This is a genomic window from Streptomyces sp. ISL-98 (assembly GCF_018614055.1).
Taxonomy (GTDB): Bacteria; Actinomycetota; Actinomycetes; order Streptomycetales; family Streptomycetaceae; genus Streptomyces; species Streptomyces spiramyceticus.
Genome location: NZ_JAGGPB010000006.1, coordinates 144,698 through 160,012 on the forward strand (window position 1 = coordinate 144,698; position 15,315 = coordinate 160,012).

17 protein-coding genes are annotated in these 15,315 nt (G+C 70.8%); 8 read left to right on the top strand and 9 right to left on the bottom strand.

Annotated features, from left to right (window positions below):
- Positions 1 to 79: 79 nt before the first annotated feature.
- Positions 80 to 517 (bottom strand): DUF4442 domain-containing protein, encoded by a 438-nt coding sequence (locus J7I98_RS07575; RefSeq protein WP_214919882.1) that lies wholly within the window; start codon positions 515 to 517, stop codon positions 80 to 82.
- 109 nt (positions 518 to 626) lie between these two features.
- Between J7I98_RS07575 and J7I98_RS07580 the strand changes: the two genes are divergently transcribed.
- Both J7I98_RS07580 and J7I98_RS07585 read left to right on the top strand, forming a co-directional pair.
- Positions 627 to 1,649 carry a hypothetical protein gene (locus J7I98_RS07580; RefSeq protein WP_214919812.1) on the top strand — a complete coding sequence of 341 codons (1,023 nt, stop codon included), beginning with the start codon at positions 627 to 629 and terminating at the stop codon, positions 1,647 to 1,649.
- 116 nt (positions 1,650 to 1,765) lie between these two features.
- Complete coding sequence (locus tag J7I98_RS07585; RefSeq protein ID WP_308377699.1) at positions 1,766 to 3,091, top strand: MFS transporter; 1,326 nt, start codon at positions 1,766 to 1,768, stop codon at positions 3,089 to 3,091.
- On the opposite strand, the gene J7I98_RS07590 is transcribed toward J7I98_RS07585, so the two are convergent.
- The 5 genes from J7I98_RS07590 to J7I98_RS07610 all read right to left on the bottom strand — a co-directional run bounded on the left by J7I98_RS07590 (position 3,053) and on the right by J7I98_RS07610 (position 7,386).
- The gene (locus J7I98_RS07590; protein ID WP_214919814.1) at positions 3,053 to 3,901 is read right to left on the bottom strand and encodes a spermidine synthase; all 849 of its coding nucleotides are present in this window, start codon (positions 3,899 to 3,901) and stop codon (positions 3,053 to 3,055) included. The genes J7I98_RS07585 and J7I98_RS07590 overlap by 39 nt on opposite strands.
- A gap of 22 nt (positions 3,902 to 3,923) precedes the next feature.
- Complete coding sequence (locus J7I98_RS07595; protein WP_214919815.1) at positions 3,924 to 4,784, bottom strand: patatin-like phospholipase family protein; 861 nt, start codon at positions 4,782 to 4,784, stop codon at positions 3,924 to 3,926.
- Between the two features lie 379 nt (positions 4,785 to 5,163).
- Complete coding sequence (gene tuf / locus J7I98_RS07600; protein ID WP_214919816.1) at positions 5,164 to 6,351, bottom strand: elongation factor Tu; 1,188 nt, start codon at positions 6,349 to 6,351, stop codon at positions 5,164 to 5,166.
- A gap of 92 nt (positions 6,352 to 6,443) precedes the next feature.
- Positions 6,444 to 6,611, bottom strand: coding sequence for a hypothetical protein (locus tag J7I98_RS07605; RefSeq protein ID WP_214919817.1), 168 nt, complete (start codon positions 6,609 to 6,611; stop codon positions 6,444 to 6,446).
- A 76-nt stretch (positions 6,612 to 6,687) separates the two neighbouring features.
- Entirely contained in the window at positions 6,688 to 7,386 is a 699-nt protein-coding gene (locus J7I98_RS07610; RefSeq protein ID WP_214919818.1) for a DNA alkylation repair protein, read from the bottom strand.
- Positions 7,387 to 7,435: 49 nt separating this feature from the next.
- On the opposite strand from J7I98_RS07610, the gene J7I98_RS07615 reads away from it, so the two are divergent.
- Complete coding sequence (locus J7I98_RS07615; RefSeq protein WP_214919819.1) at positions 7,436 to 8,176, top strand: TVP38/TMEM64 family protein; 741 nt, start codon at positions 7,436 to 7,438, stop codon at positions 8,174 to 8,176.
- Positions 8,177 to 8,231: 55 nt separating this feature from the next.
- Here the strand turns inward: J7I98_RS07615 and J7I98_RS07620 are convergent, their stop codons facing one another.
- Positions 8,232 to 9,401 carry a thiolase family protein gene (locus J7I98_RS07620; RefSeq protein WP_214919820.1) on the bottom strand — a complete coding sequence of 390 codons (1,170 nt, stop codon included), beginning with the start codon at positions 9,399 to 9,401 and terminating at the stop codon, positions 8,232 to 8,234.
- A gap of 99 nt (positions 9,402 to 9,500) precedes the next feature.
- Between J7I98_RS07620 and J7I98_RS07625 the strand changes: the two genes are divergently transcribed.
- Positions 9,501 to 9,956 (top strand): helix-turn-helix domain-containing protein, encoded by a 456-nt coding sequence (locus tag J7I98_RS07625; RefSeq protein WP_214919821.1) that lies wholly within the window; start codon positions 9,501 to 9,503, stop codon positions 9,954 to 9,956.
- Between the two features lie 121 nt (positions 9,957 to 10,077).
- Positions 10,078 to 10,953 (top strand): undecaprenyl-diphosphate phosphatase, encoded by an 876-nt coding sequence (locus J7I98_RS07630; protein ID WP_214919822.1) that lies wholly within the window; start codon positions 10,078 to 10,080, stop codon positions 10,951 to 10,953.
- A 39-nt stretch (positions 10,954 to 10,992) separates the two neighbouring features.
- On the opposite strand, the gene J7I98_RS07635 is transcribed toward J7I98_RS07630, so the two are convergent.
- Positions 10,993 to 11,853, bottom strand: a complete 861-nt coding sequence (locus tag J7I98_RS07635) for a pentapeptide repeat-containing protein (RefSeq protein WP_214919823.1) — start codon at positions 11,851 to 11,853, stop codon at positions 10,993 to 10,995.
- Positions 11,854 to 11,986: 133 nt separating this feature from the next.
- Between J7I98_RS07635 and J7I98_RS07640 the strand changes: the two genes are divergently transcribed.
- The 3 genes from J7I98_RS07640 to lnt all read left to right on the top strand — a co-directional run bounded on the left by J7I98_RS07640 (position 11,987) and on the right by lnt (position 14,483).
- Complete coding sequence (locus J7I98_RS07640) at positions 11,987 to 12,160, top strand: hypothetical protein (RefSeq protein WP_214919824.1); 174 nt, start codon at positions 11,987 to 11,989, stop codon at positions 12,158 to 12,160.
- A 169-nt stretch (positions 12,161 to 12,329) separates the two neighbouring features.
- Positions 12,330 to 12,806, top strand: coding sequence for a nuclear transport factor 2 family protein (locus J7I98_RS07645; RefSeq protein ID WP_214919825.1), 477 nt, complete (start codon positions 12,330 to 12,332; stop codon positions 12,804 to 12,806).
- Positions 12,807 to 12,884: 78 nt separating this feature from the next.
- On the top strand, positions 12,885 to 14,483 hold the full coding sequence (gene lnt / locus J7I98_RS07650; RefSeq protein ID WP_214919826.1) for an apolipoprotein N-acyltransferase: 1,599 nt from the start codon (positions 12,885 to 12,887) through the stop codon (positions 14,481 to 14,483).
- On the opposite strand, the gene J7I98_RS07655 is transcribed toward lnt, so the two are convergent.
- Positions 14,407 to 15,312 carry a Gfo/Idh/MocA family protein gene (locus tag J7I98_RS07655; RefSeq protein WP_214919827.1) on the bottom strand — a complete coding sequence of 302 codons (906 nt, stop codon included), beginning with the start codon at positions 15,310 to 15,312 and terminating at the stop codon, positions 14,407 to 14,409. The two genes, lnt and J7I98_RS07655, sit on opposite strands and share 77 nt — an antisense overlap.
- Positions 15,313 to 15,315 lie beyond the last annotated feature (3 nt).

The window sequence follows — 15,315 nt, forward strand, 5'->3', positions numbered from 1 at the left end:
CAATAAGTTGAACAAGAAACAGCCGGGCCGCCCCTCCGAACAGGGGGCAGCCCGGCTGCCTTCAAAGCAACTGCGGACGTCAGCTGTTGGGCCGGAGCGTCCAGACGACGGTCATCTCGCCCGTCACCGCGCCGTCCTCGCGCGTGATCGAGATGACGACCGGGAACTCGGGACGCTGTCCGGCGTCGAGTTCCGCGACGACGTCCGCCACCGGACGGCCGAGCGTCGCGGTAGCCGTCACCACACCCATGGCGAGCTTCTTGTAGCCGATCTCCGCACTGACGGCGAGCGGCACGGCTCGCGACAGCTGGTCCCCGAAGGCGGCGATGACGATCGCGCCGCTCGCCGACTCGGCGAGGGTGAACATCGCGCCGGCGTGCGGTCCGCCCACGTGATTGTGGTAGTCGGCCTGGTCCGGGAGGCGCACGACGGCGCGCTCCGGGGTGGTCTCCAGGAACTCGAGGTTGAGGGTACGGGCCATGGGAACCGTGGCGACGAGCATCTCGCCGACGGACATCTGATCTGCGCTCATGAGGCTCGATGTTACCCACGAGTAGGCAGGCTTGGCCATCCCCTCGGGGGGCGGACGTGGCACCCGTGCTGCCGCGCCTCTATGGTTACTCGCCATGTGGCAAGGACAGCAGCCGCCCGGGGGCGAGCAGAACCCGCAGGACCCTAATCAGAACCCGTATCAACAGCCGGGATACCAGCAGCCGGGCCAGCCGTCCGGATATCAGCAGCCCGGGTACCAGCAGCCGGGATATCAGCAGCCGAATCCATATCAGCAGCCGACCGTGCCGCAGTACGCCGTTCCGATGCCGCCGGGCGCGCCCAGGCCGCCGGACGGCAACCGGAACAAGACCACGATCATCGCGATCGTCGCGGCCACCGCCGTCGTCGCGGCCGCCGTGATCACCGGCGTGGTGGTCATGGGCAAGGACGACGAGGGAGGCTCCACCGAGGCGGACAAGAAGGCGAAGTCCTCGCCCTCCGCCACCGCCACCTCGGAGAAGCCCTCAGCTCCCACCTCGCCCGCCGAAAATCCGCGCGGCGGCTCGACCGAGGAGGCCAAGCCGACGATTCCCGGCTGGAAGGTCGTGACCAACCCGAAACACGGGAGCCGCTTCGACGTACCGCCGGAGTGGGAGGTGCAGAAGCCCGGCCTGACCATCAGCTACGAGAATTCCAAGAAACCGAGCGAGCTTCTCATCGGGATGTCGTCGCCGGCGTATTTCAAGAGCAAGTGGTGCACCGCCGTCGTCGACGGCCGCAAGGACGAGTACCGGCTCGGCGCAGCCGGGACCCGGGGCGCGAACGGCGCCAGTAACGGGGGCACCGAGGCCGAGAATGTGGCCGGCAACTGGGTCTACGCCGCGTACGACCAGAACGAGACAGGCAAGTTCAAGATCTCCAAGGCCGTGCCGTTCACCTCCACGTCCGGGCTCAAGGGCAACGTGTCCACCGCGACCGTCACGGGCGTCACCAAGAAGAACAAGTGCGACAGTGACGGCAAGGCGATCGCCTTCGCGTTCAAGAATGCCGACGGCGACTTCGCCGTCTGGAGCCTGCACACGGCCAAGGGCGTCAAGGGCGAACTGCCGGAGACGACGATCCGCCAGATCCTCGGCACCGTCCGCCTGTCCGACTGACACGGCCGACCGGCTGGCCGGCTGAAGGCTGACCAGCCGTGGGCCGGCCGGATCCCGAGCAAATCTGTCGCTCAATCGGTTTGGCAACGCGGGGCAACGACAGCGATAGTCCGGAAGTGACATCTCCTGCCGCCGCCCCTCGCCGCATCAGCCGCCGCCCCGAGTGGGCCGGTCGCAACTACACACTGCTGACCGCCGCCGCGATCGTGACGAACCTGGGTACCCATGGTGCGTTGATCGCGGCGGCGTTCGCGGTTCTCCAGGCGGGCGGCGACGGCGGTGACGTGGGTCTGGTGGCCGCGGCCCGCACTCTGCCGCTCGTCCTGTTCCTCCTCATAGGCGGCGCGGTGGCCGACCGGGTGCCGAGGCACCGGGTGATGGTCGCCGCCAACGCCCTCAACTGCGTGTCCCAGGGGGCTTTCGCCGTCCTGGTCCTGGCGGGCGACCCCCAGCTGTGGCAGATGATGCTGCTCACCGCCCTGTGCGGCACCGGCCAGGCATTCTTCAACCCGGCGGCCGAGGGCATGCTGCTCTCCAGCGTCAGCGGCGAGCAGGCCAACCGAGCCTTCGCCCTCTTCCGGATGGCCATGCACGGCGCGGGCATCGGCGGCGCAGCGCTCGGCGGTGCGCTGATCGCCGCGGTCGGCCCCGGCTGGGTTCTCGCCGTCGACGCCGCGGCTTTCGCGGTAGCCGGCGCGCTGCGCGCCTTCCTCGACGTGAGCCACATCGCGCCGCGCGAGCCCGGCGGCGGGATGCTGTCCGATCTGCGCGAAGGCTGGCAGGAGTTCATCGGGCGGCCGTGGCTGTGGAGCATCGTGGCGCAGTTCTCGGTGGTCGTCGCCGTCGTCGGAGCTGCCGAGGCGGTGTACGGACCGTTGGTCGCCCGCGACGAACTGGGCGGCGCGGCGCCCTGGGGCCTGGCACTGGCCGCGTTCGGTGTCGGCACGCTGGGCGGCGCGCTGCTGATGATGCGGTGGAAGCCCAGGCGCCTGCTGCTCGCCGGAACGCTGTGCGTCTTCCCGCTCGCGCTGCCTTCGGCGGGGCTCGCCGTACCGCTGCCGGTGGCCGCGCTCGCGGCGGTGATGTTCTTCAGCGGCATCGCGATCGAGGTGTTCGGTGTGTCGTGGATGACCGCGCTGCACCAGGAGATCCCGGAGGAGAAGTTCTCGCGGGTGTCGGCGTACGACTGGTTCGGTTCGGTGGCGATGCTGCCGCTGGCCACCGCGGTCGCGGGTCCCGCCGAGAGCCTGTTCGGGCGGCACGAGGCGCTGTGGGGCTGCGCGGCGTTGGTGGTCGTCGTCACGGGCGCGGTGCTGTTCGTGCCCGACGTACGGAATCTGACGCGGCGTACGCACGAGATGGCGAAGGCGGTCGCGCCGGCCTCGTCAGCTTCGTCAGCCTCGTCAGCCGATGCTGAAGGCGCCGCCGGGCGGCTCGGGTGACTCCACCGCGTCCTCGTCCCGTACGACGTCGGCGGCGGCGGCGATGAAGCGCACCAGCGAAGGCCCGTGCTCCACGCGCGCGGGGAAGACGTCCGCGGCCGTGCGGCGGGCCAGGGCGGCCGTGGGGAGGGGCTCGTGCGAGGCAAGCAGCACCGTGTTGCCGAAGCGGCGGCCGCGCAGTACGCCGGGCTCGGCGATCAGCGCGATCTCTTCGAAGACGGCCGAGAAGTTGGCCAGTTGGGAGCGGAGGAAGGCGAACGGCGCACCGTCGGCAAGGTTGGCGGCGTAGATCCCGTCGGGACGCAGGACGCGTTCTGCTTCGCGTACGTACTCGACGGACGTGAGGTGCGCGGGCACCCGGGAGCCGCCGAAGACGTCGGCGATCAGTACGTCGGCAGAGTCGCGCGGGGTGCTTTCGAGCCACTGGCGGGCGTCGGCGCCGTGCACCCGTATCCCGGCTTCGTCCGCGAGCGGCAGATGCTCGGTGACCAGTGCCAGCAGGCCCCGGTCGGCCTCGATGACGTCCTGGTGCGAGCCCGGCCTGGTCGCGGCCGTGTAGCGGGGCAGCGAGAGTCCGCCGCCGCCGAGGTGCACCACGTCGATGGGTTCGCCCTCGTCGGCCGCGCAATCGACGACGTGGGCGAGCCGCCGGGCGTACTCGAACTCCAGGTAGGTGGGCTCGTCCAGATCGACGTACGACTGGGGCGCACCGTCGACCGTGAGCAGCCACGCCCTCGGCCGGTCCACGTCGGGCATCAGCTTGGCGGTGCCCCAGTCCACGTCCCGGATCACGGGTATCGGCTCGTCCACCCCACCATTGTGCGCCGCCGGGTCACCCGGACCAGACCGCGGCGACGGCCCGGGCGTGCGCGACCGCCTGGGCGTAGCCCGCGCGGGCGGCGGGTGCGCGGCGGGTGGGGTCGAGCGTGTTGCGGCCGAACGCCTTCCTGGCGGCGGCGTCCGGCGTGATCACCTCGACGCGCGCCCCTGCGGCGGCGAGCGCTGCCGCCTGGGTGCGCGGTGAGGCGATGGTCTTGGTACCCCAGGCGATCGGGGCGATGATGACGACGCGCCGGTATCCGGCCGCGAGGTGGGCGTTGGCCGAGGAGTGCAGGGCGCCGTCGATCCACTTGCGGCCCTCTATGGTGACGGCCGGCCAGACCCCCGGCACGGCACAACTGGCGCCCACCGCGTCCACGACCGGGACACCGCTGTCCCGGTCGAAGGGGCGGAGTTCGCCGGTGAGGGCGTCGACGGCGGTGACGACCAGGGCTCTGTGCGGCCAGTCGTGCGAGACGAGACGCCCCGCGATCACCTTGCGCCGCGCGGCCTCGCCCCCGTCACCGTCACCGTCCATGGTGTCCGCGTCGAGCGCCATGCGCCCCAGCTTCTGTCCGTACGCCTCGGGGGTACGGGAGGAGAGCACCGCCCGCGCGTAGCGGAGGAACGTGGCGCTGCCGATGCGCGCGGGAACCTCGCCGGCGGGGTCGCGGAGCTGGCGCTCGTACAACTCGGCGAGGGTCAGCAGTCCGGAGGTGAGCTGCGCGCCAATAATCGACCCCGCGGAGGAGCCCACGACAAGGTCCGCGTCGCTCAGATCCGTGCCACCCTCGGCAAGCCCATGGAGTACGCCCGCTTCCCACCCGGCTCCGGTAAGCCCGCCGCCGCCCAGTACCAGTGCCGTATCCGTCATGCGAAGAGTGTGCCGCACCCCCGAACCCCCGCTTCCCCTGGGTTGCTCAGGACAGCCAAGCGCTACCCCCAACACACACCAAGGCACCGCCACCCCGGGCCGCGCCCGAAGCACGGCACGCACCAGGCCCCGGCCCAAGCACCGCGCCCTGCCCAATCCGCCCCTGCCTCATGCGACGCGTCAGGAGGTCGGCCCCGTCCGGCCTCCCGTCGGAGCCCGACCCGGCCAACGCGTCGGCGAGCGTCAGGTGCGCTCGCGCGACGCGTCGGGTCGGGTCGGGCGATCAGCCGGGCCACCGCTGTCGGGCGGTCAGCCCGGCCACCGCTGTAGGGCGATCGGCACCGTCACCGCTGTCGGGGCGACCAGCACAGTCAGCGCGTCAGGCGACCAGGCCCGTCACCGTTCCGGCGCCGACCGTGCGGCCGCCCTCCCGGATGGCGAAGCCCAGGCCGGGCTCCAGGGGTACCGCGCGGCCCAGCTCTACGGTCACGGTGACCGTGTCGCCGGGGCGTGCGACCGGTGTCTCGCCGAGGTCGATGTCTCCTACGACGTCCGCGGTGCGGATGTAGAACTGCGGCCGGTAGCCCGTCGCGACCGGTGTCATGCGGCCGCCCTCCCGCGCCGACAGGACGTACACCTGCGCGGTGAAACGCCGGCTGGGCGTGACGCTGCCGGGGGCGGCCACCACGTGGCCCCGGCGCACCGCGTCGCGCGGCATGCCGCGCAGCAGCAGTGCGACGTTGTCCCCGGCCTCGGCGGACTCCATCGGCTTCCCGAAGGTTTCCAGGCCGGTGACGACCGTCTCGCCCGCTTTCGATGTCGCAGTCGCGCCCAGCACCTCCACCCGGTCGCCGACCCGGATCGTGCCGCGCTCGACGGCGCCGGTGACGACCGTGCCGCGCCCGGTGATGGTCAGCACGTTCTCGACGGGCATGAGGAACGGCGCGTCCGTGTACCGCTCCGGAATCGGTACGTACGTGTCCACCGCGTCCAGCAGTGCCTCGATCGCGGCCGCCCAGCGCGGGTCGCCCTCCAGGGCCTTCAGCCCGGAGACCCGTACGACGGGCACGGCGTCGCCGCCGTAACCGTGCGCGGAGAGCAGTTCGCGTACCTCCAGCTCGACCAGGTCGGTCAGCTCCTCGTCGCCCGCGTCGGCCTTGTTGAGGGCGACGACGATGTGGTCGACGCCGACCTGGCGGGCGAGCAGGACGTGTTCGGCGGTCTGCGGCATGACCCCGTCGAGCGCGGACACGACGAGGATCGCCCCGTCGAGCTGCGCGGCTCCGGTGACCATGTTCTTGACGTAGTCGGCGTGGCCGGGCATGTCGACGTGGGCGTAGTGCCTGGTGTCGGTCTCGTACTCGACGTGCGCGATGTTGATGGTGATGCCGCGCTGTGCCTCCTCGGGGGCGCGGTCGATGCGGTCGAACGGCACGAAAGTGCCCGCCCCGCGCTCGCTCAGGACCTTGGTGATGGCGGCGGTCAGGGTGGTCTTGCCGTGGTCGACGTGGCCCATGGTGCCGATGTTCAGGTGCGGCTTGGTGCGCACGTATGCCGTCTTGGGCATGGTGATCTTCCTCGGAAGCTCGAAGCGTGATGGGGACCCCTGGGCCTTGCCGACCCTCCCCCTGTGGGGTCCGCCGGACGATCCGGGAAGGGTCAGCTTCGGGCGCCGCCGAAGGGCGCTGCGGCAGCGGCGAGTGCCGGTGCGAGTGCGGTTGCGAGCGCGGTTGCGACTGCGGCCGCTGCGGGGAATGTCCGGAACGCGGCAGCCTTCGGCGCGTCCGCGACTGCGGACCGCGCTGCGAGGAAGGCGTACCTGGACATAGCGCTGATCATGGCTGACGGGCGGGGCCGCGTCGAATGGTTTTCGCGCCCCTGATACGGGAGTTCAGCAGGGAGGTCAGAGGTTCTTGAGTGCCTCGCGCACCGACAGCGGCGCCAGCCGGTCCCTTGATCCCTCGACGAAGTCGCGTACCGCCGCCGGATCGGTCTTGGCGTACTCGCGCAGGCACCAGCCGATGGCCTTGCGGATGAAGAAGTCGGGGTGGCGCGACTGGCGCAGGCAGTAGTCGAACAGCCGCTCCGTGTCGGTCGCTTGCTTGTAGCGGAGCTGGTGGAGCAGCGCCGTGCGCGCGACCCAGAGGTTCGCGTCCTCGATCCACGCGTCCATGACGGCCTTCAGCTCGGGATCGGCGGCGACCAGCGGGCCGACGACATGCACGGCGAGCGTGTCGACGGTGTCCCACCAGGGACTGGTGACGACCAGATGCCGTACGACGGGCAGAAAGCCGGACGAGCAGCGCACGACGTGGCGGCGCAGATAGTCGGCGGCGAAGTAGTGGTACTCGCGCTCGCGCAGGTCCCACGCCCTCAGCGCGATCGCCGTGCAGTCCGCCTCGTCGGGGCGCGGAAGGCCGCTGAGGACCGTACGGGAGAGGACCCGGCGCTCGGGCGTGGGGATGCCGAGGAACGGTGCGATGCCCTTCATGTACGCCGCGGCCTGCGCGGCGCGCGTCGCGTCGGCGGCGGCCGGGTACACGGTGGTGAGCCGCTCCAGCACGGTGTCGGCGAGTTCGCTGGGCGGGACTCCCAAGGTCATGCGGTGCACATTACGGCGATCACATACCTTTCTCGGTTACTCTCCCCGGATGCTCCAGCCCACCGCCGAGCCCGCGGCCCCGCCCGCACTCCCCCCGCCCGCCGTCCAGCCCGTCGGTTTCACTCTCCGCTGTACCCGGGTGCTGCTCTCCCCGTGGTCGCGGCTCTCGCTGCTCGTGGTGGTGCTGGTCTCGGCCGCGACGACGATGCTGGTCCTCGAACCGCAGCGGCTGATCGGCGCGGGCTGGCCGCCGCAGGTGAGCGGCGGCGCGGCCGTCGTGCTGTTCGGGGTCGCGTACGGGCTGTGCACCGCCGCGTTCGTGCCGCGGCCGCTTCTCAATCTGGCGGCGGGCGCCCTGTTCGGTTCCCAGGCGGGGCTCGCATCGGCCGTCGCGGGAACGGTACTTGGTGCCGGAATCGCGTTCGGACTCGGCCGGGTGCTCGGCCAGGACGCGCTGCGGCCGCTGCTGCGCGGGCGGGCGCTGCTGGCGGCGGACGGCCAGCTGAGCCGGCACGGATTCCGCACGATGCTGGCGATCCGGCTGTTCCCCGGTGTGCCGTTCGCGGCGGCCAATTACTGTGCGGCGGTCTCGCGCATGGGGTGGTTGCCGTTCCTGCTGGCGACGGGGCTCGGTTCGATCCCGAACACGGCGGCGTACGTCGTCGCGGGCAGCAGCGCTTCGTCCCCGACGTCCCCCGCCTTCCTGATCTCGATGGCGTGCATCGCGCTGCCCGCGCTGGGCGGGGCGGTGGTCGCCTGGCGAAAGCGCCACCGCCTGCGCGGCCGTTGATCCGGCGGATCGATCCAGTCGGTCCAGTCGATCCAGTCGATCGACGATCCAGCAGTCAGAGGGCTTCCAGCACAGTGGCGTTCGCGAGTCCGCCCGCCTCGCACATGGTCTGCAAGCCGTAGCGCGCTCCGCGTTCGCGCATCGCGTGGACGAGCGTGGTCATCAGCCGCGTGCCGCTGGCCCCCAGCGGGTGCCCCAGCGCGATCGCGCCGCCGTGCACATTCACCTTCTCCGGGTTGGCGCCCGTCTCCTGGAGCCAGGCGAGGACGACGCTGGCGAACGCCTCGTTGACCTCGAAAAGATCGATGTCGTCCAGACCGAGACCGGCCCGCCGCAGCACCTTCTCGGTGGCGGGCAGCACGCCGGTGAGCATCAGCAGCGGGTCCGAGCCGGTGACGGCGAAGCTGTGCAGCCGGGCCAGGGGACGCAGGCCGAGCCGCGCCGCCGTCTCACTGGACGTGATCAGTACGGCGGATGCGCCGTCGTTGACCGGGCTGCTGTTCCCCGCGGTGACCGACCAGTCGATCTGCGGGAACCGCTCGGCGAAGACGGGGTCGACGAAGGACGGCTTCAGGCCGGCGAGTATCTCCGGTGTGGTGGCGGGCCGTACGGACTCGTCGGCCGCCACCCCGGCGAGGGGCGCGATCTCGGCGCCGAAGAGACCGTCGGCCTGCGCCCGCGCGGCCCGCCGGTGCGAGGTGGTGGCGAAATCGTCCATCTGCTCCCGGCCGATGGACCACTTCGCGGCGATGAGCTCGGCGCTGATGCCCTGCGGGACGAGCCCCTCCGGATAGCGGGCGGCGACACCGGGGCCGAAGGGGTCGGCGCCCGCGGGCACGTTCGACCACATGGGTACGCGGCTCATCGACTCGACGCCGCAGGCGACGACCATGTCGTACGCACCGGAGATGACGCCCTGCGCGGCGAAGTGCACGGCCTGCTGGGAGGACCCGCACTGCCGGTCCACGGTGGTGGCGGGCACGGCCTCGGGGAATCCGGCCGACAGCCAGGCGTACCGGGTGGTGTTCATGGCCTGCTCGCCGACCTGGTCCACGGTGCCGCCGACGACGTCGTCGACGAGGGCGGGGTCGATGCCGCTGCGGTCGACGAGAGCCCGCAGCGTGTGGGCGAGCAGCTCGACGGGGTGTACGTGGCTGAGGGCGCCGTTGGCCTTGCCCTTGCCGATGGGAGTACGTACCGCTTCGACGATGACGGCGTCACGCATGGGTGTCTCCTTGCCCAGCCAATGAGGGTTAGTTGGAAAACTGGATTCACCATAACTCCGCGAGTTGGAAAAACAAACCCTCACCCTTAGGGTGGCCGCATGAAGGACCCGCGCCCGTGCTCGATCGCCGACACCCTCGCCCTCGTGGGCGAGAAGTACTCCCTGCTCGTACTCCGCGAGGTGCTCCTGGGCGTACGGCGCTTCGACCGCATCGCACGCAACATCGGCGCCCCGCGCGACATCCTCACCACGCGCCTGCGCCGCCTCGTCGAGGCCGGAGTGCTGGAGAAGGTCCCTTACAACGAGCGCCCCCAGCGCTTCGAGTACCGCCCCACAGAGGCGGGCCTCGAACTGGAACCCGTACTGCTCACACTCATGGCCTGGGGCGACCGCCACCTCGCCGACAAGCCGCCGGTGGATCTCGAACACTCCTGCGGCGCCCGGCTGACCCCCGTCGTCACATGCGCGACCTGCGGCGACAAGGTCGAACACGACGCCCTGACCCCACACGTCCGCGCGCCCGGCTGGACACCGGCGGGCCCGGTCTCCACCTGATCCGGTACGGATACGGGGGCTTCCCGCAGCGGCGTTCGGCGCGGACGATACGCTGCGCACCAACTGACCTGACTGCACCTGCACGCTGCTGCACAAATACATCTGGGACGGCATTAGCCCCATGAGTTGGTTCGAATCATTCATCCTCGGACTCGTCCAGGGGCTCACCGAGTTTCTGCCGATCTCGTCCAGCGCCCATCTGCGGCTCACGGCGGCGTTCGCCGGCTGGCACGACCCGGGCGCGGCCTTCACCGCGATCACCCAGATCGGCACCGAGGCAGCCGTCCTCATCTACTTCCGCAAGGACATCGCCCGGATCATCTCCGCGTGGTGCCGGTCCCTCTTCGACCGCTCGATGCGCGGCGACCACGACGCCCAGATGGGCTGGCTCGTCATCGTCGGCTCGATCCCCATCGGCGTGCTCGGTGTCACCTTCAAGGACGAGATCGAGGGCCCGTTCCGTGATCTGCGCCTGATCGCCACCACGCTGATCGTCATGGGCATCGTCCTCGGCATCGCCGACCGCCTCGCGGCCCGCGACGAAGAGGGCGGCAAGCACCGTGCGGTCAAGGAGCGCAAGACGCTCAGGGAACTCGGCGTACGAGACGGTCTGATCTTCGGTGTCTGCCAGGCGATGGCCCTGATCCCGGGCGTCTCCCGCTCCGGCGCCACGATCAGCGGTGGCCTCCTGATGGGCTACACCCGCGAGGCAGCGGCCCGTTACTCCTTCCTGCTGGCCATTCCCGCCGTGCTGGCGTCCGGTGCGTTCGAGCTCAAGGACGCGAGCGAGGGCGGCCATGTGTCGTGGGGCCCGACGATCTTCGCGACGATCATCGCTTTCGTCGTCGGATACGCGGTCATCGCATGGTTCATGAAGTTCATTACGACCAAGAGCTTCATGCCGTTCGTGATCTACCGGATCGTGCTCGGCATCCTGCTGTTCATCCTGGTCGGCATGGGCGTACTGAGCCCGCACGCGGGCGAGTCGGCAGGCTGATCAGGGCAGGCCGTACGGCCCGGCCGATCACCAGGCCGATCACCAGTGCGAGGGGCGAGTCAGTGACGGCGAAAGCCTGGTCCTGGCGTCACCCTTCGCCGCGTTGACCTGGGACTGCGTCAGGAAGAAACTCCCCGTGAGGTCGGCGCCGCCGAGGTCCGCGTCCCGCAGGTCGGCCCCGATCAGGTCGGCCACCCTCAGGTCGGCGCCCCTGAGGTCGGCCCCGATGAGGTAGGCGCCTCTCAGGTTCGCGCCGTGCAGATCGGCGCCCCTGAGGTCGGCCCCGATGAGGTCGGCGCCCCTGCGGTCCTTCTTCTTGGTGCCTTTGCGGCCCTTCTGGTGCCGGACTCCGGCCCGGACCAGTTCGCTCGTACGCAGCAGCAGAACGTTCACGTCCTGCCGGTGCGCCGCCACGTCCAGCTCCAGCAGCGCGTCGGGGCTGCCCTGCGAGAGGCGTTCGATCGTGTCGAGGGCGACGCGGAGGTCGGCGTGTATCTCGCGGGCCGGTTGCAGAGTCAGGGCCTCGGTCAGGTACCAGAGCAGTTCGTGGAGCTGGCGCACGACGGGGAGTAGGGCGAACATCTGCTGTGCGCTCTGCGGGGCCTGCCTCCAGTCCTGTCCCGCGAAGGTCACCTGGGAGATCTTCTGGCCCGCGCCGAAGCAGTCGTACACGGTGCAGCCCTGGAAGCCCTGCGGCCTCAGGCGCTCGTGAATGCCGCAACGGAAGTCCGTGTCCAGATTGGGGCACGGCTGCCCGGCGTCCTTGTCGATCGCGAAGTCCGCGGAGGCCGAGAAGGCCAGTGCGACACAACACAGTCCGAAGCAATTCCCGCAGTCGGACCGGAGGGCGGCGACACCGCTTCCGGGACGGGACTCGGCAAGTTCGCGCTGCTCGGACAAGGTGCGTAGTCTCCTGGCATACGGCGGGCTCCGCCGCTCGGCGCCCGGCTCCCCCACCGTATCCGGTGGGCCCGCAGCGAAAACCGCTGACGCCCTGGTGCTTACTGTCAGTGCCTGCGCGTACTCTTATCGCATGTACCGCTCTCCCCCGCCGTCTGGTTCCGTGCGCCCCCTCACCGAGGCGAACGAGGCGATCCGCGCGCTGGTCGAGTCGCGCGCGGACGGGGCATGGCCTGCGGACGAGTACGAATCGCTGCTCCTGCAGTGGGCCGCGGCAGTGCGCGGCGAGGTGGCCGAAGCCGCCTAGCGCCCCTGGGCGCCGCTGCTCACGCGGTGTGCACGGGCAGGGCGCGCGCTCAAGTGGGGCGACCGCCGTTCCGTGCAGGTCCTCGGACGTAACCCGTACAGATCATCGAGCGCCGAGTAACGCCGTACGGGCTCTTGGCGCGGAGCCCGCGCTGCCACAGACTGAGCCGATGACACAGCGTGTGGAGCTCGCGACCGTGCTGGACCGACTGGCCGTGGACGCGGTGATCACCGGGTACGCGGTCGCCGTGGACGACGCCAACTGGTCCGACTACCGCGCCCTGTTCACCCCGGACGGCCGCGCCGACTACCGCACGGCGGGCGGCATCGAGGGCCCCGCCGCCGAAGTCTCCGACTGGCTGGCCGAGACGATGCGGCTCTTTCCCGTACGTCAGCACCTCATCGTCAACCGGCGCCTGCGGCTGGAGGACCTGCACGGGGACACGGGCGACCGGGCGGAGCTCCAGGCCGACTATGTGAACCCGATGCGTTTCGAAGCCGCGTCCGACGGCGGCGACTCCCAACCGTCCACGGCCCCCAATTTCCTGTCCGGCGGGCGGTACACCTTCGGTCTGCGGCGCACCGAAAACGGCTGGCTGCTGCGCTCCGTGGTCGTCCACGAGAAGTGGCGGCGTACGAGCTACTGATCCGCCTCGGCGCCCCGCCGTCCACTGTCCGCGATCGCCGCGCTCATCCACACTGGGGACAGGACTAGGAGGCGCAGCATGCGGATCCCGGCCGACCGGTGGGACTGGCCTTCGTCGCGCTGGCGGCGCGGCGCGGTCGCGGTGGTGCTCGGCGCCCTGCCCGCGCTGGCCTTTCCCGAGCCGTCGCTCTGGTGGTTCGCGTACGTCGCCCTGGTGCCGTGGATGCTGCTGATCCGCACGGCGCCGACGGGCAGGCGCGCGGCGCTGGACGGCTGGCTGGGCGGCATCGGCTTCATGATCGCCGTGCATCACTGGCTGGTGCCGAGCCTGCATGTGTTCATCGTGGTCCTGGCCGGCCTGCTGGCTGTGCTGTGGCTGCCCTGGGGCTGGCTGGTCAGAAAGATGCTCGGAGGTACGCCGTCTCCCGCCCGGGCCGCGGCCGCCCTGGTCGTCGTCCCCTCCGGTTGGCTGACGGCCGAACTGGTCAGGTCCTGGGAGGGACTGGGCGGGCCGTGGGGGCTGCTCGGGTCGAGCCAGTGGCAGGTCGACCCGGCGCTGCGGCTGGCTTCGGTCGGCGGTGTCTGGCTGGTGAGCCTCCTGGTGGTCGCGGTGAACACCGGCATCACCGTGCTGGTGGCGGTGCCCTCCGCCCGTAAACCGGCGGTGGCCGGGGTGGTGGGCTGCGCGGTGGCGGCGGGGGCGGCCTGGGCGTGGGCGCCGCGCACCGAGGAGACCGGCCGGGTGCGGGTCGCGGTTGTTCAGCCCGGCGTCGTCGGCGCCATGGGTACGCTCAGCGGCCGCGAGGGCCGCTTCGCGCGCAGCGAGGCACTCACCCGCGACCTCGCCGGGCAGGACGTCGATCTCGTGGTCTGGGGCGAGAGCAGCGTCGGCCAGGACCTGGCGGCCCGCCCCGATCTGGCGGACAGGATCGCCGCCCTGTCCCGGACCGTCGGCGCCCCTGTGCTGGTCAATGTGGACGCGCGGCGCTCCGACCGGCCCGGCATCTTCAAGAGCTCCGTGCTCGTCGGCCCGCAGGGCCCGACCGGCAACCGCTACGACAAGATGCGCCTGGTCCCCTTCGGCGAGTACATCCCGGCGCGCGATGTGCTCGGCTGGGCCACGTCGGTGGGCAAGGCCGCGACCGAGGACCGCAGGCGCGGCGAGAGCCCGGTGGTGATGATGCTGCCGGGCAGCGGCGGGGGCGGTCTGCGGGTGGGTCCGCTGGTGTGCTTCGAGTCGGCGTTCCCCGACATGAGCAGGAAGCTGACCCGGAGCGGCGCCCAGGTCCTGGTCACGCAGTCGGCGACGTCGACGTTCCAGGAGAGCTGGGCGCCCGAGCAGCACGCCTCGCTCGCGGCAGTGCGGGCGGCGGAGAACGGCCGCCCCGTCGTGCACGCGACCCTGACCGGTGTCACCGCGGTGTACGGCCGGGACGGCGAAAGGATCGGCTCGACGCTGGGTACGGACGACAGCGCGTCCGCGGTGTACGACATCCCGCTGGCCCAGGGCACCACGGCGTTCGTACGCACCGGCGACTGGGCCGTCCACGGCGCACTGGCCGTACTGGCGCTGCTGTGCGCGGCCGAGGGCGTGCGGGCCCTCAGGCGGCCTGCTCCTGAGCCGCCCGAACCACCCGCTCGCACAGCTCGTGAGTCAGCAACGCGTCCTGGGCGCTGAGCAGCTTTCCGGCCCGTACGGCGTCGAGGAAGGACACGACGGCCTGCTCGATGCCGCGCTGGCGGGCCACCGGCACCCAGTCACCGCGGCGGCGGACGGTCGGCTGCCCCTTGTGGTCCACGACCTCGGCGAGGTTGACGACCTGGCGCTTGGTGTCCTGCCCGGAGACTTCGAGGATCTCCTCGGTGGATCCGTTCATCCTGTTCATGGTGCCGATGGCGGTGAATCCGGCGCCGGAGAGCTGGAGGACGACGTGGTGCATCAGTCCGTCGACGATCCTGGCCCGTACGTCGATGTGGTCGACCGTGCCGGGCACCAGGAAGCGCAGGGTGTCGACGACATGGATGAAGTCGTCGAGGACGAGGCTGCGCGGCTCCTCGGGGAGACCGACGCGGTTCTTCTGCATGAAGATCAGGTCGCGCGGGTGCTCGATGCATTGCGCGTAACCGGGCGCGAGGCGGCGGTTGAAGCCGACGGCCAGGCTGACGCCGCGCTCGTCGGCGAGGCGCACCAGCCGCTCGGAGTCGGCGAGTTCGTACGCGAGGGGCTTGTCGACGTACGTCGGTACGTCCGCTTCCAGGAGCCGGGTCACGATCTCGGGGTGCACGGCGGTGGGCGCGTGCACGAACGCGGCGTCCAGGCCCTGGGCGAGCAGCGCGTCGATGCCGGTGTGGCGCTGGGCCGGTGGGATGCGGTAGGTCTCGGAGACCCTCTCCAGGGTGGTGGGAGTGCGGGTCTGCAGGTGGAGTTCGAGCCCCGGCACAGTCGTCAGTACGGGCAGATATGCCTTCTGCGCGATGTCTCCGAGCCCGATGACGCCGACCTTCACAGA